Source organism: Neobacillus sp. WH10 (genome assembly GCF_030123405.1).
Classification (GTDB): Bacteria; Bacillota; Bacilli; order Bacillales; family Cytobacillaceae; genus Neobacillus.
Map to the genome: position 1 here is coordinate 2,064,945 of NZ_CP126110.1, position 22,726 is coordinate 2,087,670.

Annotated in this window: 22 protein-coding genes and 1 pseudogene; 21 read left to right on the plus strand and 2 right to left on the minus strand. The window is 38.0% G+C overall.

The window, feature by feature from the left end:
- Nucleotides 1–80: 80 nt before the first annotated feature.
- The 18 genes from hpaE (at nt 81) to QNH20_RS09865 (ending at nt 17,604) form a co-directional block, all read left to right on the plus strand.
- The gene (gene hpaE, locus QNH20_RS09780; protein ID WP_283922696.1) at nt 81–1,607 is read left to right on the plus strand and encodes a 5-carboxymethyl-2-hydroxymuconate semialdehyde dehydrogenase; all 1,527 of its coding nucleotides are present in this window, start codon (nt 81–83) and stop codon (nt 1,605–1,607) included.
- Nucleotides 1,608–1,671: 64 nt separating this feature from the next.
- Nucleotides 1,672–2,655, plus strand: coding sequence for a 3,4-dihydroxyphenylacetate 2,3-dioxygenase (gene hpaD / locus QNH20_RS09785; protein WP_283922697.1), 984 nt, complete (start codon nt 1,672–1,674; stop codon nt 2,653–2,655).
- 102 nt (nt 2,656–2,757) lie between these two features.
- Nucleotides 2,758–4,188, plus strand: a complete 1,431-nt coding sequence (locus QNH20_RS09790; protein WP_283922698.1) for an aldehyde dehydrogenase family protein — start codon at nt 2,758–2,760, stop codon at nt 4,186–4,188.
- Nucleotides 4,189–4,218: 30 nt separating this feature from the next.
- Nucleotides 4,219–5,013, plus strand: a complete 795-nt coding sequence (locus tag QNH20_RS09795) for a fumarylacetoacetate hydrolase family protein (protein WP_283922699.1) — start codon at nt 4,219–4,221, stop codon at nt 5,011–5,013.
- On the plus strand, nt 5,010–5,798 hold the full coding sequence (locus tag QNH20_RS09800) for a fumarylacetoacetate hydrolase family protein (protein ID WP_283923383.1): 789 nt from the start codon (nt 5,010–5,012) through the stop codon (nt 5,796–5,798). Before QNH20_RS09795 ends, QNH20_RS09800 begins: the two co-directional genes overlap by 4 nt.
- Nucleotides 5,799–5,890: 92 nt before the next feature.
- On the plus strand, nt 5,891–6,277 hold the full coding sequence (locus tag QNH20_RS09805; protein WP_283922700.1) for a 5-carboxymethyl-2-hydroxymuconate Delta-isomerase: 387 nt from the start codon (nt 5,891–5,893) through the stop codon (nt 6,275–6,277).
- A 90-nt stretch (nt 6,278–6,367) separates the two neighbouring features.
- A complete protein-coding gene (locus QNH20_RS09810) occupies nt 6,368–7,051 on the plus strand; it encodes a GntR family transcriptional regulator (RefSeq protein WP_283922701.1) in 684 nt (227 codons plus the stop codon).
- 486 nt (nt 7,052–7,537) lie between these two features.
- Nucleotides 7,538–8,734 (plus strand): ABC transporter substrate-binding protein, encoded by a 1,197-nt coding sequence (locus QNH20_RS09815; RefSeq protein ID WP_283922702.1) that lies wholly within the window; start codon nt 7,538–7,540, stop codon nt 8,732–8,734.
- A gap of 118 nt (nt 8,735–8,852) precedes the next feature.
- Entirely contained in the window at nt 8,853–9,734 is an 882-nt protein-coding gene (locus QNH20_RS09820) for a branched-chain amino acid ABC transporter permease (protein WP_283922703.1), read from the plus strand.
- An 18-nt stretch (nt 9,735–9,752) separates the two neighbouring features.
- Nucleotides 9,753–10,811, plus strand: a complete 1,059-nt coding sequence (locus tag QNH20_RS09825) for a branched-chain amino acid ABC transporter permease (protein ID WP_283922704.1) — start codon at nt 9,753–9,755, stop codon at nt 10,809–10,811.
- Complete coding sequence (locus QNH20_RS09830) at nt 10,808–11,599, plus strand: ABC transporter ATP-binding protein (RefSeq protein WP_283922705.1); 792 nt, start codon at nt 10,808–10,810, stop codon at nt 11,597–11,599. The genes QNH20_RS09825 and QNH20_RS09830 overlap by 4 nt, the downstream gene beginning before the upstream one ends.
- Nucleotides 11,592–12,338 (plus strand): ABC transporter ATP-binding protein, encoded by a 747-nt coding sequence (locus QNH20_RS09835; RefSeq protein WP_283922706.1) that lies wholly within the window; start codon nt 11,592–11,594, stop codon nt 12,336–12,338. The genes QNH20_RS09830 and QNH20_RS09835 overlap by 8 nt, the downstream gene beginning before the upstream one ends.
- Before the next feature lie 204 nt (nt 12,339–12,542).
- Nucleotides 12,543–13,865, plus strand: a complete 1,323-nt coding sequence (locus tag QNH20_RS09840; RefSeq protein ID WP_283922707.1) for an aromatic ring-hydroxylating oxygenase subunit alpha — start codon at nt 12,543–12,545, stop codon at nt 13,863–13,865.
- A gap of 5 nt (nt 13,866–13,870) precedes the next feature.
- Nucleotides 13,871–14,371 (plus strand): 3-phenylpropionate/cinnamic acid dioxygenase subunit beta, encoded by a 501-nt coding sequence (locus tag QNH20_RS09845; protein WP_283922708.1) that lies wholly within the window; start codon nt 13,871–13,873, stop codon nt 14,369–14,371.
- 272 nt (nt 14,372–14,643) lie between these two features.
- On the plus strand, nt 14,644–15,387 hold the full coding sequence (locus QNH20_RS09850; protein WP_283922709.1) for a prolipoprotein diacylglyceryl transferase: 744 nt from the start codon (nt 14,644–14,646) through the stop codon (nt 15,385–15,387).
- Nucleotides 15,380–16,801, plus strand: coding sequence for a radical SAM protein (locus QNH20_RS09855; RefSeq protein ID WP_283922710.1), 1,422 nt, complete (start codon nt 15,380–15,382; stop codon nt 16,799–16,801). The genes QNH20_RS09850 and QNH20_RS09855 overlap by 8 nt, the downstream gene beginning before the upstream one ends.
- Before the next feature lie 34 nt (nt 16,802–16,835).
- Entirely contained in the window at nt 16,836–17,120 is a 285-nt protein-coding gene (locus tag QNH20_RS09860) for a hypothetical protein (RefSeq protein WP_283922711.1), read from the plus strand.
- A 19-nt stretch (nt 17,121–17,139) separates the two neighbouring features.
- Nucleotides 17,140–17,604, plus strand: coding sequence for a flavin reductase family protein (locus QNH20_RS09865; RefSeq protein WP_283922712.1), 465 nt, complete (start codon nt 17,140–17,142; stop codon nt 17,602–17,604).
- A 212-nt stretch (nt 17,605–17,816) separates the two neighbouring features.
- Here QNH20_RS09865 and QNH20_RS09870 read toward each other — a convergent pair whose 3' ends face one another.
- Nucleotides 17,817–18,422 carry a LysE family translocator gene (locus QNH20_RS09870; RefSeq protein ID WP_283923384.1) on the minus strand — a complete coding sequence of 202 codons (606 nt, stop codon included), beginning with the start codon at nt 18,420–18,422 and terminating at the stop codon, nt 17,817–17,819.
- A gap of 193 nt (nt 18,423–18,615) precedes the next feature.
- On the opposite strand from QNH20_RS09870, the gene QNH20_RS09875 reads away from it, so the two are divergent.
- Complete coding sequence (locus tag QNH20_RS09875; protein ID WP_283922713.1) at nt 18,616–19,581, plus strand: thermonuclease family protein; 966 nt, start codon at nt 18,616–18,618, stop codon at nt 19,579–19,581.
- Nucleotides 19,582–19,617: 36 nt separating this feature from the next.
- Nucleotides 19,618–19,722: pseudogene (locus tag QNH20_RS09880) on the plus strand (excalibur calcium-binding domain-containing protein); the annotation flags it as partial.
- Between the two features lie 124 nt (nt 19,723–19,846).
- On the opposite strand, the gene hpaB reads toward QNH20_RS09880, so the two are convergent.
- Nucleotides 19,847–21,292: a 4-hydroxyphenylacetate 3-monooxygenase, oxygenase component gene (gene hpaB / locus QNH20_RS09885; protein WP_283922714.1), complete on the minus strand. Its 1,446-nt coding sequence runs from the start codon at nt 21,290–21,292 to the stop codon at nt 19,847–19,849.
- A gap of 426 nt (nt 21,293–21,718) precedes the next feature.
- Here hpaB and QNH20_RS09890 point away from each other — a divergent pair, with 426 nt between their 5' ends.
- Complete coding sequence (locus QNH20_RS09890; protein WP_283922715.1) at nt 21,719–22,570, plus strand: alpha/beta fold hydrolase; 852 nt, start codon at nt 21,719–21,721, stop codon at nt 22,568–22,570.
- The last annotated feature ends 156 nt before the right edge of the window (nt 22,571–22,726 follow it).

Here is a 22,726-nt window from a genome sequence, read left to right on the forward strand (position 1 = left end):
AGAGGAAAAATATAGACCAGTTTAAACCTCTTATAAGGAGTGAGAGGTTTAGCTGGAAATATAAAAAGGATGTGCGTACAATGCAAGCTCAGACAACAGATGTAAATGGTCAAGCAGTTCATCAACAGGTAGAGGATGTAAAGTTATATATTAATAGTGAGTTTGTTGATGCTGAATCAGGGATCGCGTTTGAAAATCTTAACCCTTTTACAAATCGAGTTAATAATTACGTCGCTGAGGGCCGCGGTGAGGACGTGGATAAGGCAGTTGCGGCAGCAAAAGAGGCTTTCGAACAGGGCCTATGGGGCAAAATGAAAGTGGCTCAACGGATGGAGTATATTAATCGCATTGCCGACCTGATAGACGAGGAAATTGAAGAGATCGCCATCTTAGAATCTTTGGATACCGGACTTCCTATTAGTCAAACAAGAAATATGGTTGCCCGTGCAGCGGAAAATTTTCGTTTTTATGCGAGAATGGTTCAAGTAAAATTACACGGGGAATCCTATCCTGTCGATGATGAGTTTATAAACTATACGATGTATAAGCCTCTAGGGGTTGTAGGCTTGATTACCCCTTGGAATGCTCCTTTCATGCTAGAAACATGGAAGGTTGCACCGGCATTAGCTACTGGCAACACAGTCATCTTAAAACCAGGTGAGTTATCTCCTTTGACGGCAAACAAACTAGCTGAAATCATTAATAAAGCCGACTTACCAAAAGGTGTTTTCAATGTCATTCATGGCTTTGGCGAAACTGCAGGAGCGAGGCTTGTTGAACACCCTGATGTAAAAGCAATTTCCTTTACAGGTGAAACGACTACTGGATCAATCATCATTAAAAATTCAGCAGAAACCCTAAAGAAAACTTCAATGGAGTTAGGCGGGAAATCACCTCTAATTGTTTTCGATGATGCCGACTTAGATCGTGCTCTTGATGCCGCTGTTTGGGGAATCTTCTCCTTTAATGGAGAACGCTGTACATCGAACGCTCGTGTATTTGTTCATAAAAACATAAAAGATCAATTTGTTGAAGCACTAAAAGAACGAGTGGCGAATATTAAAATTGGCGATCCAATGGATATGTCAACTGAGCTTGGACCATTAATTGGCAAGGAACACTTTAATAAGGTGAAAAGTTACATTGAACTTGCTAAGGAAGAAGGGTGTGAAGTGGTTCAGGGAGTGGTTCCTGAAGAATTGAAAGCAGGAAACTTTGTCCCGCCAACCCTCCTACTAAATGCTAAAAATAATATGAGAGTGTGTCAGGAAGAAATTTTCGGCCCAGTTATGGCAGTTATTGAGTTTGAAACAGAAGAAGAAGTTATTGCAGCTGCGAATGATGTGAAATACGGCTTAGCAGGCTTTGTCTGGACAAATGATATGAAGCGCGGCCACCGCGTTGCCCATGCAGTCGAAGCAGGAATGCTATGGATTAATGCACAGAATGTCCGAGATCTTCGTATTCCATTCGGAGGGACAAAAGCAAGCGGAATTGGCAGAGAGGGCGGCCATTATGCAATCTTTGAATTTTACACTGAACCGAAAGTGATTCATGTTGCACTTGGTGACCATCATATTCCTCAGTTCGGAAAAGTAAAGAAATAATACCTTCCTTAAACTAGACTTAAGTATTCAAGATTATTAATATAGCAAATCTGGAGGTCACCCTATGGATTTTAATATTATTCGAATTGCCAGAACAATTATTAATGTAAAGGATTTAAATCGTTCACGCGACTTTTATGTAAACGCTTTAGGGTTTATTGAAACGGAGAGTGACGCTGAGCATATTTATCTTAGAGGACTTGAGGAGCATACACACCACAGCTTAGTTTTAAAGAAATCGGATGAGCTGGGGGTCCATGCCCTTGGCTATAAAGTAGCAAAAGAAGAAGATTTAGACAAATTAGCAGCTTTTTTTGAATTAAAAGGATTAAAAACAAGATGGTTAGAAGAAGGCAGCCAACATGCAGTAGGCAGAGCCTTACATGTCCATGATGTTTCTGGTATGCCATTAGAGTTTTTCTGCAAAATGGATGGTGCAGAAAGGATGCTTCAGCGCTATGATCAATATCGCGGGGCTCGAATTCAACGCATTGACCATGTAAATTGTTCTGTTCCTGATGTTGAAAAAGCCTATCATTTCTTTATCAATGAACTAGGTTTTGCCTGCTCTGAGTATACAGCTACAGAGACTGATCGGATTTGGGCTGCTTGGCTGCATCGTAAACAAGGTGTTCATGACCAGGCCTTTATGAATGGTGAGGGTCCTCGTCTTCATCATATTGGTTACTGGCTGCCAGATCCAATGGCACTTATCCATTGTTGTGACGTCCTTGCTTCACTTGGTTATAGTGATAATATTGAAAGAGGTCCTGGCCGTCATGGACTTTCAAATGCCTTTTTCCTTTACTTAAGGGATCCAGATGGTTATCGTATTGAGCTTTACAATGGCGACTATTTAACTAGTGACCCGGATTTTAAACCGATTCGCTGGGATTTAGATGACCCTAGACGTCAAACCTTCTGGGGACATAAAGCACCAGATAGCTGGTTTAATGAGACATCACCATTTTTGGATATCGAAACCGGTGAGCAGATTCTGGTTACAGACGCTAAATTAGAAAAAATTAAGCCGGAATTTATTCTATAGCTTTTAAGATGAGGAGTATGGAGGATATGAAGGTAGCATTATCTGCACCATCCTGCTCCTCCTTTTTGTTTTTTTATTTTTAAATAAGGGAGAGAGGAACGAATGACTTCTAATAAAAAGGCTTTATTTATTAATGGTACATGGGTCGAGGCTCAGCAGTACGCCCCGCTTGCCTCCCCATATTCTGAAGAAGTAATTGGAGAAATACCTTCTGCTACACCAGAAGAAGTAAACCAAGCCATCGAGGCAGCTCTTAATGCGAGAGAGGTAATGGCAAAAATGCCAGCCCATCAGAGGTCAGCAATCCTTGAAAGATTGGTAGATTTATTGGAAAAACGCTCAGATGAAGCGGCAAGAATAGTTGCACTGGAAGCTGCTAAGCCCATTTCAACAGCTAAGGATGAAGTTGCTCGAACAATTCAAACCTATAAATTTTCAGCAGAGGAAGCTAAGCGAATCCATGGAGAAACGCTTCCATTAGATGCTGCCCCTGGTGGAGAAAATCGTGTAGCCTACACTGTACGAGAACCACTAGGCGTGATAGGTGCGATCACTCCGTTTAATTTTCCAATGAATTTAGTCGCGCATAAAGTGGGGCCTGCCATTGCCTCGGGTAATACGATTGTATTAAAGCCAGCTTCACAAACACCGCTGTCCTCGTATTTCTTAGCAGAGCTTCTTCAAGAAGCAGGCTTACCGGCTGGAGCACTTAATGTAATAACTGGCAGCGGAAGAGTGGTCGGGGACAAATTAGTTTCGGATGACCGGATTAAAGCCATTACCTTTACGGGAAGTCCCACTGTTGGAATTGGAATACGTAATAAAGCGGGATTAAAACGCGTAACACTCGAACTTGGTTCAAACGCAGCATTGATCGTTGATAAAGGGGTAGATATAGAAAGGATTATCTCCCGCTGCGTAAAGGGAGCTTTTTCATTTCAAGGGCAGGTTTGTATATCCTTACAGCGTATCTATGTTCACGAGAGATCATATGAATCATTTGTTGAAAAATTTGTGGAAGCAACAAAACAGCTTCAAATCGGTGACCCGTTAGATTCAAAAACAGATGTGTCGGCACTTATCTCAAAAGGAGAAGTACAAAGGACTCTGGACTGGATTGAAGAAGCAAAACAATACGGTGCTGAAATTGCTGCTGGGGGAAAAGCAGAAGGAAATATTCTTTTCCCAACCGTTATATTACATGCTGATACCCACTTGAAGGTGTCCTGTCAGGAAGTATTTGCACCAATTGTCCTAATCAATAAAGTACAAACAGTTGAAGAGGCCTTTGAACTCGTAAATGATTCTCGCTTCGGATTACAGGCCGGAATTTACACAGATGATGTACATACTGCACTTGCTGCAGCCGAGAGACTGCACGTGGGCGGCGTGATGATTAATGATATTCCGACCTTCCGGGTAGATCATATGCCGTATGGTGGTGTAAAGGAAAGTGGTACTGGAAGAGAAGGGATTAAATATGCCATTGAGGAAATGACAGAACTTAAATTGGTTGTTTTTAATCGAAATTAAAAATTTTTTATGTAATAAGGAGTGATGAGTTTGAGTAAAGCAAAAATTAGATTTTCCGGTTGCTTACAGGAAGAGGAAGTACACGTAGATGTTGAAAATGCAATCGTTGAACTTAAAGGTAAATCCTATGGCCTCGGACAGCTTTCATTAACTTCACCTGTTTCTGGGACCATTTACGGTACGCTTTTGAATTATAAAGGAGCTCTTAAAGTAATAGAAAACGAAGTCAATGAAGCTCCATATAATCAACCGCCAAAAGAGCCTATTCTTTACATTAAACCGGTAAATACTATCAATGGATATAATATGCCAATTCCTTTACCGTCAGATGTAGCAGAATTAGAGGTTGGTGCAACGCTGGGTGTTGTAATCGGCCGTACAGCAACAAGAGTGAGTGAGGAACATGCGCTGGACTATGTTGCGGGCTATACCGTTGTTAATGATGTCACTGTCCCACATAGCAGTGTCTACCGTCCTGCAATCAGCCAGAAGGCCCGTGATGGATTTTGTCCCGTTGGTCCATGGGTGATTGAACGGGATGCAATCGAAAATCCTGACGCATTAGAGCTAAGTGTCTATATTAATGGAGAACTAAAGCAGAAAAACACAACGGCAAATTTAATCCGACCTGTAAAGAAGTTGATTACAGACGTTACGGAGTTTATGACATTGACAGCTGGTGATACCCTGCTGGTAGGGGTTCCTGAAGGTGCACCACTGGTAAAGTCGGGAGATCATGTTTGCATCGAAATCGAAGGTGTTGGAACATTAGAAAATCGAGTTGTTCATGAACATGAAATTATGGCCGGGGGTGTAAAATGGTGAAACGAGCGAGAGTAGCATATGCTGGGGCCATTCATAGTGCAGTGGCAGTTGACGACCAACTCAAACTTGATGATGGCAGGATAGTTGAGGAAAGTGAAGTAATTTGGCTGCCACCGGTTAAGCCCAGGACTGTATTTGCTTTGGGATTGAACTATGCAGATCATGCGAAAGAATTAGCATTCAATGCACCAACTGAACCACTGGTTTTCTTAAAAGGACCAAATACGTTCGTTGGTCACAGGGCACAGACACTCAGGCCTAGTGACGTTACCTATATGCATTATGAATGTGAACTTGCTGTTGTCATTGGCCGGGAAGCGCGTAATGTTAAGCGTGAAAAAGCGTATGATTATGTTTCGGGTTATACAGTTGCCAATGATTATGCAATCCGTGATTATTTAGAAAATTATTACCGTCCAAATCTCCGTGTAAAAAACCGGGATACTTGTACACCAATTGGACCTTGGCTTGTTGATAAGGGAGACATTGCTGATCCTATGAATCTCACTTTAAGAACCTATGTGAATGGGGAATTGACACAGCAAGGGTCAACAAAGGACATGATTTTTGATATTCCATCGTTAATTGAGTATTTAAGCAGCTTTATGACACTGAAAAAGGACGACATAATCTTAACAGGGACACCTAAAGGGTCAGTAGACACAGCCGTAGGTGACGTAGTAGTAACCGAGGTTGAAGGAATTGGCAGGTTGGTCAACACGATTGTTGGCGACGAAACATTTAACGTCTCTAAAGCATTACAACCAGCGGAAAAATTGATTTAATCTCTCACTTTAATATAGCTGTACACCCATATCGAAAGTTCAGCGGGGAGCTCATAGACTTCCTCGCTGTTTTTCCAAAAAGGAGTAAAAATATGCCGCATATTATACTTGAATATACAGACAACATTAAAACGGAAGCTAATATTTCAAGCCTACTGAAAAAATTGAATATGGTATTAATCTCTAAGAGTAATATATTTCCGATAGGGGGAATTCGTTCACGTGCCATCCTGCTCCATGATTATTGTGTTGCCGATGGAACAGTGGATGATGCATTTGTCCACGTCATGCTGAAAATAGGAGCAGGGCGTTCGGAAAAAGATAAAAAGGAAACCTGTGATGAATTATTTGAGGTGATTAAAGGACATTTTGCCGAACTATTTGCCCAACGATATTTAGCATTGTCAGTGGAACTGGTGGAATTTAGTGAGGCAGGTACGTACAAATATAATAATATTCACAAACGTTATAAGAAATAGGTTGATATTTGATGTATAATATCCAAGAATAATATATGATTTTTATTGAAATTCATTGAAATCATATATGATTTGAGGTATGATATTGGTATGAGGAAAAATAACCAAGATCAATCCATTAGTAAAACACAATATGCCTACGAATTTCTGCGTACTCAGATTTTGGAAGGAGTCTATGGTCCAGGACAACGCATCATTATTGATCAAGTTGCCAAAGAGCTAGGGGCAAGTACGATCCCTGTTCGTGAGGCCATTCGCCAACTAGAAGTAGATGGTTTAATCCAATACAAACCATATAGTGGTGCAATTGTCAGTGTAATCAATGAAATAGAGTATATTGAAACACTCTCTGTCGTGGCTGTTTTAGACGGATATGCGACAGCTCTTAGTTCTCGAAATATGACAGATGCACATATTGAGATACTCCAAGAGCTGAACAAGCAAATGGAGGAGGCACTTTATCAATTTGAATTTGAACAATTTGGGGTGCTAAATCGCCAATTTCATTCCACTATTTATCAAGAATGCGGAAATGTATTTTTACAAGAAGAGATTCGTCAGGCACAGCAGCGGTTAGACCGTGTTCGCCGCTCGATCTTTACCTTTGTTCCCCAACGGGCCCGTCAATCAATTGAGGAACATGCAAACATTATTCGACTAATTCAAGAAAAAGCTCCTACCAATGAGATCGAGGAAACCGTACGCCAGCATAGAATTAATACACTCAATGCCTTTAAAAATAGAATGAATTCGGGCCAAAACAAAATGGAATAACCACTAATTAGGGAAGGAGAGATTTTTTTAAATTTATTAGACAGAAAATATAGGCAGCCAAGCACTAGTGAAAAAGTGCTTGGCTGTTTGTCATTTAAATCCCCACAATGCCAATTGATGACTGTATGAGTGACTGGCAATACCCGTTAACATGAGTAAAGTGTATTTATGTAATAATATACGATTTTACAAAAAAGATATTGAAATCATATATGATGTGGTATATGATTCTTATAGAAGCAAAATATCCAAATAATCTTTTAGGAAAATCAATGCTTTTTAATACCGATCTAATTCAGTCAAAATGGAATAATCACTAAAAGGGAGGGAAATTTTTTTTGTAACAATTAGTCAGAAAATAGACTATATTCAAACAATGGATATTAGAGAAAGTACCTGAAACCCGGGAAAATTTTAATGTATACAAATGAATGTTAGCGTTTTCAATTCAGGTACACATTTAATTCAAAATTAAGGGGTGTAACAATGAAAAAATTGATGGTAGCAGTGTTATTTCTCATCAGTATGTTAGCACTAGGTGCATGTAATTCTAGTACTGAAACTTCCTCTAAAGACAATGGCAAGGATTCAAGCTCCGGTACTATTAAAATCGCAGGAATCTTTTCCTCTTCCGGCGGCGCTGCACCTCTTGGTGAACCAGGACTTGAAACATTAAAAATGATCGTTGAAAACCAAAATAAAGAGGGTGGAATTAACGGAAAAAAGGTTGAATTAATTACTTATGATGATAAATCCGACCAAAATGAAGCTGTATTAGCAATGAAAAAAGCGATAACGCAAGATAAGGTTTCCGTTGTTATTGGGGGAACAATAAGTGGCAATGCACTAGCTATGGTTCCTCTGGCGGAGCAAAACAAAGTACCTTTTATTGCAACTTCCTCAAGTTTTCAAATCTATCAAAAAGAAGATGGTTCTTCACGTGATTGGGTATTTAAGGTTCCGCCAAATGACAGCCATGCCGTTGAAAAAATCCTACAATACTTAAAAGATAAAGGTCTAAAAAAGGTTGCCTGGTTAAATGTTTCTAACTCATTTGGAACCGGTGCACATACCGAATTTAAAAAGATGGCATCTAAGTATGGCATAGAAGCAGTAATTGAGGATGAATTTGAGGTTACTGTAAAGGATGCAAAGCCGATGCTAACGCGTGTGAAAAAAGAAAATCCTGAAGTAATCATTGTTTGGGGTACAGTTCAGGAGTCCTCCGTAGTTATTAAAAACATTCGTGAACTAGGAATTGAATTACCTATTGTTGGAAGTCATGCGATTGGTTCCGAACAATTAATAAAATTAGCAGGTAATGCCGCGAATGATGTGGTTTTCCCATCAGGGAAACTAATTGTTGCCGACCAATTGAAGGATAAAGACCCACAAAAAGATGTTCTTTTAAAATACAAAAAAATGTATGAAGAAAAATACAATAAGGGTGTAAGTCTGTTCGGAGCACATCCATGGGATGCATTTTTTATGCTTAAAGAAGCAGTTGAAAAGAAGGGAACTGATCCAAAAGGAATTAAAGATTATTTTGAAAATGATTTAGGAGAATTCGTTGGACTCAACGGAATCTTTAAAATTAGCCCGAAAAATCATAATGGATTAACGACAGAAAGCAGCCTTGTAATGGTAAGAATTAAAGATGGCAAGTGGACTTCAGAAGAATAAAAAATATCGGTCAATAGAATTAACTGAGCTTTTTTTTGTTGAATTATTGATAACTTTTGAGATAAAAAAGTGATTGATGACATTCACCTTATTTTTAGTAATAAAACGGAGGGATACAATGGAATTTTCTAGCCAGATCATCCAGTTGCTATTTTCCGGATTAACCATCGGATCCATTTATGCATTGATCGCAATTGGCTTTGTCATCATCTACAATGTTACAGGTGTTCTAAATTTAGCCCAAGGTGAATTTGCCATGTTCGGTGCGTTAATCAGTATATCGTTAGTTAAGATGGGGTTGCCTCTTTGGGCAGCCGTTATCTTAAGTATTATGACGGTATTCCTGATTGGCGGCTTGTTCGAAAGGGTAGCGATATACCCGGCCCGAAAAGCGTCAGTACCAACTCTTATTATTATTACGATCGGTGTATCGATTGCCTTTCGAGGAATTGCTATCTTAATCTGGGGAACACAGCCACAGTCATTACAACCGTTTACAGATAATACTCCAATTAAATTTTTGAATGCTGTACTTTTGCCGCAAAATATTTGGGCAATTGGAATATCACTAGTTAGTTTGGTCGTCATGTTCTATCTATTTAACAAAACTTTTATAGGCAAAGCGTTAACTGCCTGTGTAGTTAATCAATTTGCTGCAAGATTAATGGGTATTAAACCGGAAAAAATGTCACTTTTAGCAATCTCAACTAGTGCTGGTTTGGGTGCACTTGCAGGTATTGTTATAGCCCCAATCTCGGGCGCATCATACGACATGGGGATGATGATTGGATTAAAAGCATTCGTTGCCGCTGTCGTTGGAGGATTAACGAACGTCCCGGCTGCAATTGGCGGTGCCTTTCTAATCGGAATTTTAGAATCATTCGCAGAAGGATTATGGTCGTCAGGATTGAAGGATGTGGTTAGTTTCTCATTATTGTTAATCATCCTATTTGTTAAACCGGAAGGTATATTTGCTAAAGCCTCAGGTAAACGGGTATAAAGGGAGGAGGATACTCTTATGGAAAAAAAAGATCTGAAAAAGGTTTATCATAATAGCTTCATAGGTCTCATCATTCTTCCTATCCTAATTGCTGTTTTGCCTGTTGTAATTCCTTCAAGCTATATCCTAACAGTATTTATCATGGTTGGAATCTATGCCCTAGTGTGTAATGGAATGACGATGTTAATTGGATATGCAGGACAAATTTCTTTAGGACACGCTGCATTTTATGGGATAGGTGCATATTCCTCTGCAATCATATCTACAACCTACGGTTTATCACCATGGTTTGGGATGATTGTTGGGATGATCATTGCGGGTATCATCGCAATAATCGTCGGAATTCCCACATTTAAATTAAAAGGACATTACTTAGCCTTAGCAACGTTGGGTTTTGGAATTATTGTTTTTACTTTATTCAAAGAGTTCCGGGAATTAACGGGAGGATCGAATGGTTTTTTCGGTATCCCTTCAATCAATTTATTTGGCTTTGAATTTAATAGTGATCTTCGCTATTTTTATTTAGTTTGGGTGTTTGTATTTATCGGAATAATCTTCTCACGGAATATCATTCATTCAAGAATTGGCAGGGCATTGCGTTCGATTGAAGGAAGTGAGATTGCTTCGGATGCAGTCGGGGTAAACATCATGAAATATAAGCTTCAAGTGTTTGTCTTAAGTGCAATGTTTGCCTCATTAGCAGGGTCACTTTTAGCTCATTATGTATCATTTATCAATCCTGATTTATTTGGTGCAATGACATCTATTTATTTCTTGATTATGGTTATTATCGGCGGATCTAAAAGTATTTGGGGATCGGTAATTGGTGCAGCAACCTACGTATTATTAGGGGAATTACTGAAACATTTCATGCCCATTTTATTACCGAACAAAGGTGGAGAATTTGAGATTGTCTTTTTTGGAATTTTATTAGTCGTAACACTTATCTATATGCCAAACGGTTTATCTCCTCAATTAGAAAAAATATTTTCAAAGTTTCAAAAGAAAAAAGTTACGATTGAAGCTCCCCTGCAGATTAATAAGAAACAGATTGCTTCGGGAGGAGAAAACCAATGAGTGAAGCTAAAATAATATTAAAAGTCGAAAATTTAACGAAACAATTTGGCGGTGTTGTTGCGGTAAGTGATGTTTCTTTCAACGTAAATAAAGGTGAAATCTTTGCGGTCATCGGACCGAACGGTGCAGGTAAAACAACATTGTTTAATATGATAACAGGTGTCCTGCCTGCCTCGTCCGGTAATGTCTTTTTTGAAGATAAAAATTTAACAAGGAAGAAACCCTACCAAATTGCCCAAGCAGGGATTACCAGAACGTTTCAGAATTTAGAGGTATTTAGTAATATGTCTGTCATCGAAAATGTCATGACAGGCGCTCATTTAACAATGAAAACAAATCTGCTGATGGCTGGATTACGATTACCAATGGTTACAAAAGAAGAAGTTAAAATTATGGAAACAGCATTGGTATGCTTGGAGCGGGTAGGCATTGCCGACTTAGCACATGAATTGGCTATTACATTGCCATACGGGAATCAAAGACTATTAGAAATTGCTCGAGCTGCAGCCTCAAATCCGAAAGTAATCCTTTTAGATGAACCAATGGCGGGCTTAAATCCTGAAGAATCTAGGCAGCTTGTCAATGTAATTTTAAAAATGCGAGAGGACGGGATGACATTTATTTTCGTCGAACACGATATGGAAACCGTTATGTCCATTTCCGACCGGATTGTAGTCCTTGATAATGGAGTGAAAATTGGTGAGGGGACACCAGAACAAATCTATCAAAATCCTAAGGTAGTTGCAGCATATTTAGGCGATGAAGAGGAGGAGTATGTTAATGCTTAAAGTAGAAAATCTCCACACCTATCATGGCTTTCTACATGTATTGCAGGGTATTAAATTTGAACTGAATGAAGGTGAATTACTCGCTATCGTCGGCTCCAATGGTGCAGGGAAAAGTACATTATTAGGAACACTTGCTGGTGTGTATTTACCGAAGGAAGGTTCAATTTATTATAAAGATGAAGATATTACAAAAAACGGAGTTCAAAAGGTTGTTTCAAAAGGAATCTGTTTAGTACCGGAACGTCGGCAAATATTTTCATCCCTTAGTGTTAAAGATAATCTGTTATTAGGTGCTTATCATCGGTATCACAAGGACAAGAAAATTATAGAACACGATTATCAAAATGTGGTGGAGCTGTTTCCACGCTTAAAGCAAATGCTAGACCGACCTGGAGGCCTACTATCTGGTGGGGAACAACAAATGCTGGCTATTGGGCGAGGCCTGATGGCAAAGCCTAAAGTACTTATGCTTGATGAACCTTCATTGGGATTAGCTCCATTAATTGTCAAAGACATTATGAATATTCTAAAAAGATTAACTCATGAACTTGGAACAACGATTATCCTTGTTGAACAGAATGTCAAGGCGGCATTAAAGGTTGCGGATCGCGGCTGCGTTCTAGCACATGGAAAAATAGAGATTTCCGGAACAGCAAATGAGTTATTAAAAGATCCAAGGGTCCAGGAAGCGTATTTTGGTAAAACAGCTAAAACACATGAAGTGCAGATTGCGAAGTAAAAGATCTCTTCGTTTTCGCTCAGGCCCCAATTATTTTCATGGAGGGTTCCTTGCCCACTATCAGCTTGAATGAGTATTATACCCCTTTTTATTCGAAAGAATCTTTATCAAACAGTAATTATCCAAAATTCTATACAAACAGCTTACTAGAAGTATACTGTTTGTAACCCATGATTAAATCCATCAAAAGGGGTTGAATTACATATGAAAGCTGAAGAGCTCCAGCAAATTAAAGAAAAAGTTGAAGAAGGGTATTTGCCCCAGTGGGTGGTAACTGATCCGGAAATATATAAATTGGAACAAGAAAGGATATTTGGGACAACTTGGCTATTTTTAGGACACGAATCAGAATTGAACGAGCCCGGAAGCTATATTACGAGAATGATGGCTGATGATCCAATCCTTTTAATGAAAAACAAGACAGGTGAAATAAAAGCTTTTCTTAATTCGTGTACCCATAGGGGTACAAGACTATGTACAGTAGACTTTGGGAAAAAGAAAACGCATACATGTCCATATCATGGGTGGAGCTATAATCTAGATGGTGAACTAATCGGAATTGTTGCCGGCAATAAAGTATACGGTGAAAAAATGGACAAAAGTGAATGGGGGCTTCGTCCAGTTCCGCGAGTAGAAAGTTACCAAGGTATGATTTTTGGAAACCTCGATCATAACGCTGTTTCGTTAGAAGAATATTTAGGTGAAATGAAATGGTATTTTGATATTATGCTAGGACGCAGTGATGGGGGAATGGAAGTAAGAGGCCTCCCGCAGCGCTGGGTAGCAAAAGCTAATTGGAAAATGACAAGTGAAAATTTTGCAGCCGACCCTTACCATGTTCAGACTACGCATAGATCAGCTGTAGAAATGAAGCTTACACCGACCGATCCTTTATATGCATCATTCGGGCATCAAGTTGTTTTATCCAATGGGCATGGAATTAATGTTATAACATCAGCTACTGGAAAATCAGCTAACAAATACCAAGGAATGCCAGAATCAATGTGGCCAATGTTCGAAAAAAATTTAAATAATGAACAATTGGGTATTTTCTCGAGAGTTACGACTTTCGTTGGTGGTGTTTTTCCTAATTTATCATTCTTAAGCTCTTGCAGCGGTTCAGAGGGAACGAAACACAACCACCTTCAATTTCGAGTATGGCGCCCAATAGGCCCAGATAAAGTTGAAATTTGGGTATGGTATATGATTGACAAAGCACTGCCTGAAGATTACAAAGAAAAATCATATAAAGGATTTCTCGCTACGTTTGGAGCAGCAGGTACCTTCGAACAGGATGATACGGAAAACTGGGCTCGCATTATCGAAGCTAGTCAGGGAAGAATGTCAAGGGACAGAAAACTTAACTATAACAATGTGGCTAACTATTTGATGGGATTAGACAATTTAGAGCCTGATGAAAATTTCCCCGGACCTGGGACAGCTTACCCGTCGTGTTACACAGACCATATCGCTAGAAGTATGCATAAATACTGGCTAGAGCTAATTATGGAAGAAACAAGGGGGTGAGGGATGTGGAGACTCACTTGCATTATGAAATATCACAATTTTTGTATAAGGAAGCTTATTTACTCGACCATCGTCAATACCTAGATTGGCTTGAATTGCTCACTGAGGACATAAAGTATGTAATGCCTTTACGGGTAACTGTTGATAATAAAACAAAATCCAACTTTATTAGCGAAATGTCTTATTTTACAGACACTAAGGAAGACATTACCATGAAAGTAGAGAGGCTTTATACGAAATCAGCCTGGGTTGATAATCCTGCTCCAAGACAAAGGCATTTTATTAGCAATGTGATGATAGAACCTACTATCATTGCGGATGAATATAAAGTAAGAAGTTATTTTTTATTTAAACGAAGTAGAGCATCGGAGATAAATACGGAAGAACTATTTGGCGAGCGGGAAGATATTATCCGGAGAGAAAATGGAGAATGGAAAATTGCCCAGCGCACGGTTTATCCGGATCAGGCTGTATTGACTGTCATGAATATAAGTATGTTTTTATAATTTTTTTATCTAAAACGAACATCATCTGATCTGAAAGGTGATGTTCGTTTTTTATTTGTATATAGATAAAAAGACCTTACAAGGTATCGAACTTCATAAAGGAGAAAAATTTATAATTAAAATCAATTAAACATCATCTTCAATTTTTCCAAAAAATACTTGGATTCTTTTCATGTTTCAATCAAGTCAAAAATTTACAAAAAAATCAGTATTTATTATCAATATTCTGATAATATAGAAATAAAGTTCAATTTTAGAAGGGAGAGAAAAAGGTGAATTTCCCTTTCTACATATTTGGAATTCATCCACACTTTTTATTTGAAGCGTTAGCATATTTTATAGGCTTCCGTATGTATTTATATACAAGAAATAAAGAGAAAATTCCGATGGATAAAGCCCTATGGGTAGTAGTAGGTGCCACATTAGGTGCTGCCCTAGGCTCAAAGATCCTATATTGGTTTGAAGACCCAGTAAAGACACTAGAAAACTGGAATAATCTCATTTATCTAATCGAAGGAAAAACCATTGTTGGCGGGTTATTAGGCGGTTTAATCGGAGTGGAGATAGCAAAAAAATGGATTGGCTGGACGCGCTCAACAGGTGATGATTTTGTGCTTCCATTAGCAGTTGGAATGATGATTGGAAGAATCGGTTGCTTTCTAACAGGTTTGGATGATCATACATATGGTGTTGCAACCAAGTGGATTACCGGTGTTGATTTCGGTGATGGAATTATGCGCCATCCTACACAGCTATATGAAATATTCTTTTTACTCTTTCTTATTATTGTCCTTAATTATTATAAAAAGAAACAGATTGGATGGGAAGGGCTCTTATTTCAATTATTCATGCTTTGTTATTTACTGTTTCGATTATTTATTGATTCTATTAAACCAACACCCCATCCTTATTGGATCCTCAACAATATCCAAATTGCTAGTTTACTAGGAATTGGATACTATATTTGGCTCATATCAAAAAAACAAACCGAAACGAGGAGAGAAATCCATGCCTAATCGTCCCTATTTATTTTATGAATTAACGAACAGCATTTGTTCCACCTGTTTAAGGAAAGTAGAAGCGAAGGTCATTATTGAAAACGACAAGGTATACTTGGTGAAGCGGTGCATGAAGCATGAGCTGGAAAAGGTCTTGATATCAACTGATGTGGAGTACTATAAATGGTGTCGAGAATTTATCAAGCCTTCGGAAATGCCTTATCGCTGGAATACACCGATAAAATATGGATGTCCCTATGATTGCGGGCTATGCCCCGATCATGAACAGCATAGCTGTTTGACACTTTTAGAAATTACCGAGAGATGTAATTTGAAATGCCCGATTTGTTATGCAGAATCCTCTCCTCAAAAGGGAAGCTTTCGCAGCTTAGAAAAAATTGAATTTATGCTCGATAATATCATAAAAAATGAACGGTTTGCTGATATCGTACAAATCAGCGGCGGGGAACCGACAATACACCCCCAGTTTTTTGAAATACTCGATCTAGCAAAATCAAGACCGATCCGGCATATAATGGTGAATACAAATGGCCTTCGAATTGCAAATGACAAAGAATTTGTGAAGAAGCTTGCCACCTATTCTCCAGGTTTTGAAATCTATCTTCAATTTGATAGTTTTGAAAAAGAAACATTGGAAGAATTAAGAGGTGTTGACTTAAGAGAAGTTAGACAAAAGGCAATTGAGAATTTAAATGAGTTCAATATTTCCACTACCCTCGTTGTAACACTGAAAAAGGGATTAAACGATCATGAGATTGGAAAAATTATTCAATATGGCTTAAAGCAAAAATGCGTCAGAGGGGTCACCTTCCAGCCAATCCAAGCAGCAGGGAGATTGGAAGAATATGATCCATCAACCAATCGCTTAACATTAAGTGAAGTAAGACAAATGATTATCGATCAGTCCAATGTATTTGGTTCAAAGGATATCATTCCTGTCCCATGCCACCCAGATTGCCTGGCAATGGGATATGCGTTAAAACAACATGATGAGGTAACACCGTTAACTGGATTAATCGACCCGAACATATTATTAGAAGGGGACCGCAATACGATTGTGTTTGAACAGGACGATAACATAAAGAATATGATTTTCAAATTGTTCTCGTTAAATCATTCACCTGATTCATCAGCTTTATCATTGCAGGATTTATTATGCTGTTTGCCAAAGGTAGCGATGCCTGGGCAAATTGGCTATGACAATGTATTTCGGGTCATCATCATGCAGTTTTTAGATGCTTACAATTTTGATGTCCGTTCTGTTAAGAAATCCTGTGTCCATATTGCCCATCCTGACGGTAGAATTATTCCGTTTGATACTTATAATCTATTTTACCGTGATGATAAAGAGGAGGAACTGAAGAAAATTCAGGCAGAGATTGAAGGAAGACCTTTTATTCATGCGGAATAGTCTTTTATTCTAATAAAGAATAGGAGTGTTTGAGTTGAATCCGAATAAGGGAAATAAGGATGATGGGTCATTAAAAGACCTATGGCTGGGTATTGGAATCACTATTGGTATATACTTGCTAGGATTATTAATATTATTTATGTTTTCACCGCTATTTTTCGCTTATTTGTGTCTTGCTGTTATTGGTCTTATTATAATTCCTATTGTAAGTTTCACGAAGGGGAAGAAACGGTTGGGGCAAGGTGCATTAATTGGCCTGGGCTTAAATATATTATTATTTACCGCCTGTTTTGGAATACTTCTATCTAATCTGGGTTGATGAAGAGGAGGGAATAAAAATGGATGATCGTCAATTTCGAAATGCATTGGGAAAATTTGCGACAGGGGTAACAGTGGTGGTAACAGAAGTGGATGGAAAAGTTCATGGTATGACAGCAAATGCCTTCATGTCTGTTTCGCTCAATCCAAAACTTGTCGTTGTTTCAATTGCTGAAAAAGCACAAATGCTTGAAAAAATAAAACAGAGCGGAAGATTCTCCGTTAATATATTAGCTGCAGAGCAGCAAGACCTGTCGATGATATTTGCCGGGCAGGTGAAGAATCATCAAGAAGTGGTTTTTGATCATCGAGATGGAGTCCCGGTATTGCCGAATGCGTTAGCACAAATTTCTTGTGAGGTTTCTGCTGCACATGTGGAGGGCGATCATACACTTTTTATCGGGAAGGTTACAGATATTTTTGTTAAAGATTCTGAGCCGTTAGTTTATTATAGTGGAAAATATCGATCGTTGGCAGAGGGGTAATCAATGAATCTTTTTTGCTTAGTTAGTTTTTTATTATAATTTATTAAAGTTATTTAAGAAGTATAGACGATATAGTATTATTTTCTAGGTAATGGGATAATAATCGATTACTTCTATCTAAATCGTAAACGAAAGTTCGATAAAATGAGATAAATGATAAATCAAAAAGGACCTCAAAAATGATAAGGTCCTTTTCATTTGGTACCTGACACCTAAGAATGAGACTTTTCGAAGGCTAGTTTTAGGCCAAAACCAAGAAGAGCAATCCCAGTTATTCCTTGAACAATCTTTTGTGTTGCTGGCTTTTTCATAAATGTGCTGATTTGATTAATTAAATAAACATAAGGAATGAACCAGATAGCAGTTAATATGGTATAAGTTAAGCCCATGATAAGAAACGGTACAAAAGTGTTATTACCTGAATCCACGAATTGCGGCAAAAAGGTTAAAAAGAAGACGGCAACCTTAGGGTTAAGGAGATTAGTAAGAAATCCTTGGCGAAAACAGGATTTTTGTCCGTACTTATTTTCAGTGTCTGTCTCTATACTTGCGGCAGCTTCATTATTTTTTAGGGACCATAATGTTTTAAAGCCAATGTAAATTAAATAAATTGCTCCAAAATATTTGAATACAGAAAATAGTAAGGCAGATTTAACTATTATGGCGGAAAGCCCAATAACTGCTGCAAAAGTATGGATCAAAAGGGCGCAACAAGTACCCAAAAGGGTTTTAATGCCGCCAGACCTGCCTGAAGTTAGGGTATTCTTTGTTGTCATGGCTGTATCCGGTCCAGGTAAGATTATGAGTAGAATACACATAAGGATAAATAAGTAAAAATGCTGCACGCGAAAAACTCCTTTTTAGATTATTCCAAAAACTTCATTGTAATTAATTTAACATATTAGGAAGGATTCGTGTAAAGAAAAAATACAAAAAAGAGATATTTAACAACAAAATAAATATGAAATTCGCGTTAATGTAAAGGAGTTTGCAAAGGAGTGAATTTGTTTAGTGAAATTTTTAAAAGGAGTTCTTATCATAATTGCCATACTCTTTATGCTAGCGATGGGTATTGTAGCACCTATCTCGTTTATTGGCATGGTTATATTTATTATTGGTTTGTTCCTTAATAGGCAATATCGAAAGAGAAATAGTAGATTTGCAAAATCAGGATGGTTCATCGCAGTGGGAATTATTTCTTCATTTGTATTGGCTATGGTGTTCTCAGCACCATCCGAGGAAAAGAAAGACGCTGACCAACCGAAATCAGTTTCTGTAAATAAGGAAAAGAAAGCAGAAGCTGCAATAATAAAGGCAAAGGAAAAAGTGGATGCTGAAGAAAAAGCTAAGGCGGAGGAAAAGAGGTTAGCGGAAGAAAAAGCAAAAGCCGAAAAGGAAGAGCTGGAAAAACAAGAAGCTGCAAAGCTTTCACAAGAAGAATTAGCGAAGAGTATGGGGTTAGAGCCTATAACGGTTGGACGAGTTGTGGATGGAGATACATTAGTAACCTCTGATGGAAGAAAAATCCGCTTGGTTGGGGTAAATACACCAGAATCGACCACCAGACATGAAGAATATGGCAAAGAAGCGAGCAATTATACAACCTCAAAGCTGAATGGAAAACAGGTGTGGATCCAAAAAGATGTTTCGGAAACGGACCGGTACAGCCGTTTACTACGAATTGTTTGGTTAAGTGTACCGGAAAATGATATGGACGAAAATGAAATTCGTTCAAAAATGTTCAATGCCGACTTAGTGTTAAATGGATATGCAGAACCATCCACCTATCCTCCTGATGTGAAATACAGCGAGTTCTTTGTAAAGTTTGCTAGAGAGGCAAGGGCTGCAAATAAGGGTTTATGGGTATTTGGTGACCAAGGAACAACAAAGGGTGATTTGGATTCCACCCAAAATAATAATTCCGGCTCATCTTCATCGACTGGAGATACGTCTGGAGGCTCGACATCAGGCAGTTAGTCGTCCAATACCGGAAATGAGTCGTTCAAGAATTGTACCGAAATGAGAAAAGTATATCCAAATGGTGTACCATCCACACATCCCGCTTATGAATCGAGGCATGACCGCGATAAAGATAACTGGGCATGTGAACAATCATAGATATAAATGGGAGAAAAAATGATTCATGACATGTTCATGGATCATTTTTTCTGTGCTCACTTAATTTTGTAAAGACAAAGTTCAATTTGGGATAATTGGCTTTTATAAAACTATATTCAAAGGTCTACGATTCACTTAAATTTAATAAATTACTAATCTGCTTCACATATTTTTCCTTAGGATAGTTATTGTATAAAAGACTTGATAACCGGAGGGGGTCACCAAAAAAGTACCTTTCATATTGCGTCTGTCTTGTACCAAATGAACTCATTGTTAAATCCCAAGCTAAACGGAATATTTTAACCCGGTCAATTGCGTTTTTATTAGTTCCTTGCAGATATTGATCCAAATCTGAGCGAATATCAGAAGAAAAGTCTTTTTCAGTGGGTAAAGACACCATACCACTCGCACCGATGATTTCGATAATTTCACAGAATCTAGGATAAATTTTAGGGAATAAATTACTAGCCACTCTAAGTGGTGTGATACTTGGACGCATATATCCCCATTCATCTAACCTTGCATTAATTTCTGACTTAAGTAATAGTGCTTTCATTGTTTCAAGGCCAATGATTATTTCAGAAAGTTTTTCCTGTATATGCAGATATTCCCGAAGATTGATCGTATCAACAATTAGCTCAGCAACAGCTAGAACAAATTCTGTCTTTACAATCTGCCTGGTAATGACTTGATGAAGGGTAAAAGGGTGAAAAGAACTTTGAAGGATGAAATGGTTGGCAGCCTCTATATTGTCGTAAAAAAATATGCGGTCCCATGGGACTAAGACATGATCAAAGACAAGAACAGTATCCATTTCTTCATACCGAGAACTTAATGGATAATTAAACGCTGAATCGCCCTCAACAAATGACTCCCGGCAAATAAACTTTAATCCCTTCGTATCAGTAGGGATGGAAAATGCGTAAGCAAACTCCTTCTCCATAATTCCACCTGCAGAATAAACAAGAACCTCATCCGTTAAACCACCTTGTGTAGCTAATAAACGAGCTCCTTTAATGATGATGCCATTTTCATTTTTAGCAATAACCTTTGCAGAAATCGGTTCTTTAGAGCATTCATAGTAAAACTGTGAGCGGTTCACTTGGGGGGTGATAAAGGTATGGGTAAAGGAAAGGTCTTGTTTCTTTGCTCTTTCGTAAAGTGATTGAATATTTTCTGGAAAGCAATGGTCTTTTCCTTTCAAAAATGAAGCAGAGGAGGCAAATGCCATTACTGCAGTATTCATATAATCGGGACTTCTTCCCATCATTCCATGCGTGTGCTTTGCCCAAAGTTCGATCATCGTTCGTCTTTTCTTTAAATCCTTTTTTGTCTTTGGCTGCAGGAAGGAAAGTCCAATCGGTTCTTTAGTTTCGGGTGAAAGATAGGTCAGTTTGTTTTTTAGCTGTTTATCAAACTGCAAATCATAAAGGGATGCTTTACTCTGAAGAACACCTTTGAAAGCTGGATATTCAGAAATCTTGCTTTCAACCTGTTTTCCATCAATCCAAATTTTTGAATTTAACCGATCAATTCTTTCTAAAAATTCCTCTCCGGATATAGCACCCATAAGTCCACTCCTTTTGTACCTGGGTTGTTACACTATAATGATATATTGAATTAGCTAGTTTTATATTATTGAATAACCTGTTTACTTGTTCTTTTTATTTTTCTGTATTTACGAAATGGGTGTCAATTATGTATAAACAAGTTTATAGATGGCTTTTTCAATTTTACCTTAGGTTTTATGTTCAACTTTTTCATATGATTTACTTATTTGACAAACATGGTTCCACACATTTGTAACATTATTTGTCATTTTGATCTATGCTAATGTATCTTTAATTAAAGGCAAGCTTAATTGAGGTGATGTAAAGTGTTAGAACGATCCATGGAGAATGTAATGGAATTAAACGAAGAAGGGAAGTGGTGTCGAGGGGAGATATTACATTGTCAGTAATTCTTCTCAGAAAAAAAAGGAAAGAGGACTATTACAATGAACAAATATCAAAGTATAAGCAGTGATGGATTTAAACTGAATTATTGTGTAAAGGGAACCGGAAAACCGATATTAGTGGTAGGCAGCAGTATTTATTATCCTCACCTATTCTCGGAAGATTTATATGAAACATTTCAGTTTATATTCCTTGATCATAGAGGATTTGTAAAGCCGCCCAGGGCTCTAGAAGCAGAAGATTATACATTGGACAAAGTGTTAGATGACATAGAAGTAGTAAGGCAAACTCTCTGTATTACAGATTTCATTATATTGGGTCACTCAGGACACGCTTTCATGGCTTTAGAATATGCAAGAAAATATCCTGAACATGTCCAAAAAGTTGTATTGTTAAATTCAGCCCCTTCAAATAGCCAGGAAAGGCAGCACCAAAGCTTTGCATTTTTTAATGAGACTGCAAGTCCGGAAAGAAAGCGGCAGTTTGAAAAGGATATTGCTCTATTAGAAAGTGACATCAAGAAAGATCCTGAACGGCGATTTGTCCACATGTGTATTCGAATGGGAGCACAAAGTTTTTATGACTATAGATTTGATGCAGCTTATATGTGGGAAGGTGTATATACGAATATGCCAATCATCGATTATTTGTGGGGAGAGGCGTTCGGAGAGTTAAATCTTATACAGTCACTGAAAACTTTCAATAAACCAGTATTTATTGGTTTAGGGAGATATGATTATTTGGTAGCGCCAGTTTCCCTTTGGGATTCAATTGATGACACATATGATAACGTAAAGAAAGTGATTTTTGAGCATAGTGGGCATAATCCTATGTTTGAAGAACCTCACTCCTTTAACAGAGAACTAATCAAGTGGATTTGTGAGAGTAAATAAGGATTTTATCCATGATTCAACGAAAAAACACTAAGGAGATTTTTCTTAGTGTTTTTCATTTTCGGGATGTTTCTATCTACTTTCGTACTACTATGTTGAAGATGATATAGGTAAAGAGTAGGAAGATACTCTTACTAAAGATATGGATTAAAAATA

What these genes read in the sequence shown, in the direction of transcription:
- hpaE (WP_283922696.1), top strand. Translation starts at nt 81, where the DNA reads ATGCAAGCTCAGACAACAGATGTAAATGGTCAAGCAGTTCATCAACAG.
- hpaD (WP_283922697.1), top strand. Translation starts at nt 1,672, where the DNA reads ATGGATTTTAATATTATTCGAATTGCCAGAACAATTATTAATGTAAAG.
- QNH20_RS09790 (WP_283922698.1), top strand. Translation starts at nt 2,758, where the DNA reads ATGACTTCTAATAAAAAGGCTTTATTTATTAATGGTACATGGGTCGAG.
- QNH20_RS09805 (WP_283922700.1), top strand. Translation starts at nt 5,891, where the DNA reads ATGCCGCATATTATACTTGAATATACAGACAACATTAAAACGGAAGCT.
- QNH20_RS09810 (WP_283922701.1), top strand. Translation starts at nt 6,368, where the DNA reads ATGAGGAAAAATAACCAAGATCAATCCATTAGTAAAACACAATATGCC.
- QNH20_RS09815 (WP_283922702.1), top strand. Translation starts at nt 7,538, where the DNA reads ATGAAAAAATTGATGGTAGCAGTGTTATTTCTCATCAGTATGTTAGCA.
- QNH20_RS09820 (WP_283922703.1), top strand. Translation starts at nt 8,853, where the DNA reads ATGGAATTTTCTAGCCAGATCATCCAGTTGCTATTTTCCGGATTAACC.
- QNH20_RS09825 (WP_283922704.1), top strand. Translation starts at nt 9,753, where the DNA reads ATGGAAAAAAAAGATCTGAAAAAGGTTTATCATAATAGCTTCATAGGT.
- QNH20_RS09830 (WP_283922705.1), top strand. Translation starts at nt 10,808, where the DNA reads ATGAGTGAAGCTAAAATAATATTAAAAGTCGAAAATTTAACGAAACAA.
- QNH20_RS09835 (WP_283922706.1), top strand. Translation starts at nt 11,592, where the DNA reads ATGCTTAAAGTAGAAAATCTCCACACCTATCATGGCTTTCTACATGTA.
- QNH20_RS09840 (WP_283922707.1), top strand. Translation starts at nt 12,543, where the DNA reads ATGAAAGCTGAAGAGCTCCAGCAAATTAAAGAAAAAGTTGAAGAAGGG.
- QNH20_RS09855 (WP_283922710.1), top strand. Translation starts at nt 15,380, where the DNA reads ATGCCTAATCGTCCCTATTTATTTTATGAATTAACGAACAGCATTTGT.
- QNH20_RS09865 (WP_283922712.1), top strand. Translation starts at nt 17,140, where the DNA reads ATGGATGATCGTCAATTTCGAAATGCATTGGGAAAATTTGCGACAGGG.
- QNH20_RS09870 (WP_283923384.1), bottom strand. Translation starts at nt 18,422, where the DNA reads ATGTGTATTCTACTCATAATCTTACCTGGACCGGATACAGCCATGACA.
- hpaB (WP_283922714.1), bottom strand. Translation starts at nt 21,292, where the DNA reads ATGGGTGCTATATCCGGAGAGGAATTTTTAGAAAGAATTGATCGGTTA.
- QNH20_RS09890 (WP_283922715.1), top strand. Translation starts at nt 21,719, where the DNA reads ATGAACAAATATCAAAGTATAAGCAGTGATGGATTTAAACTGAATTAT.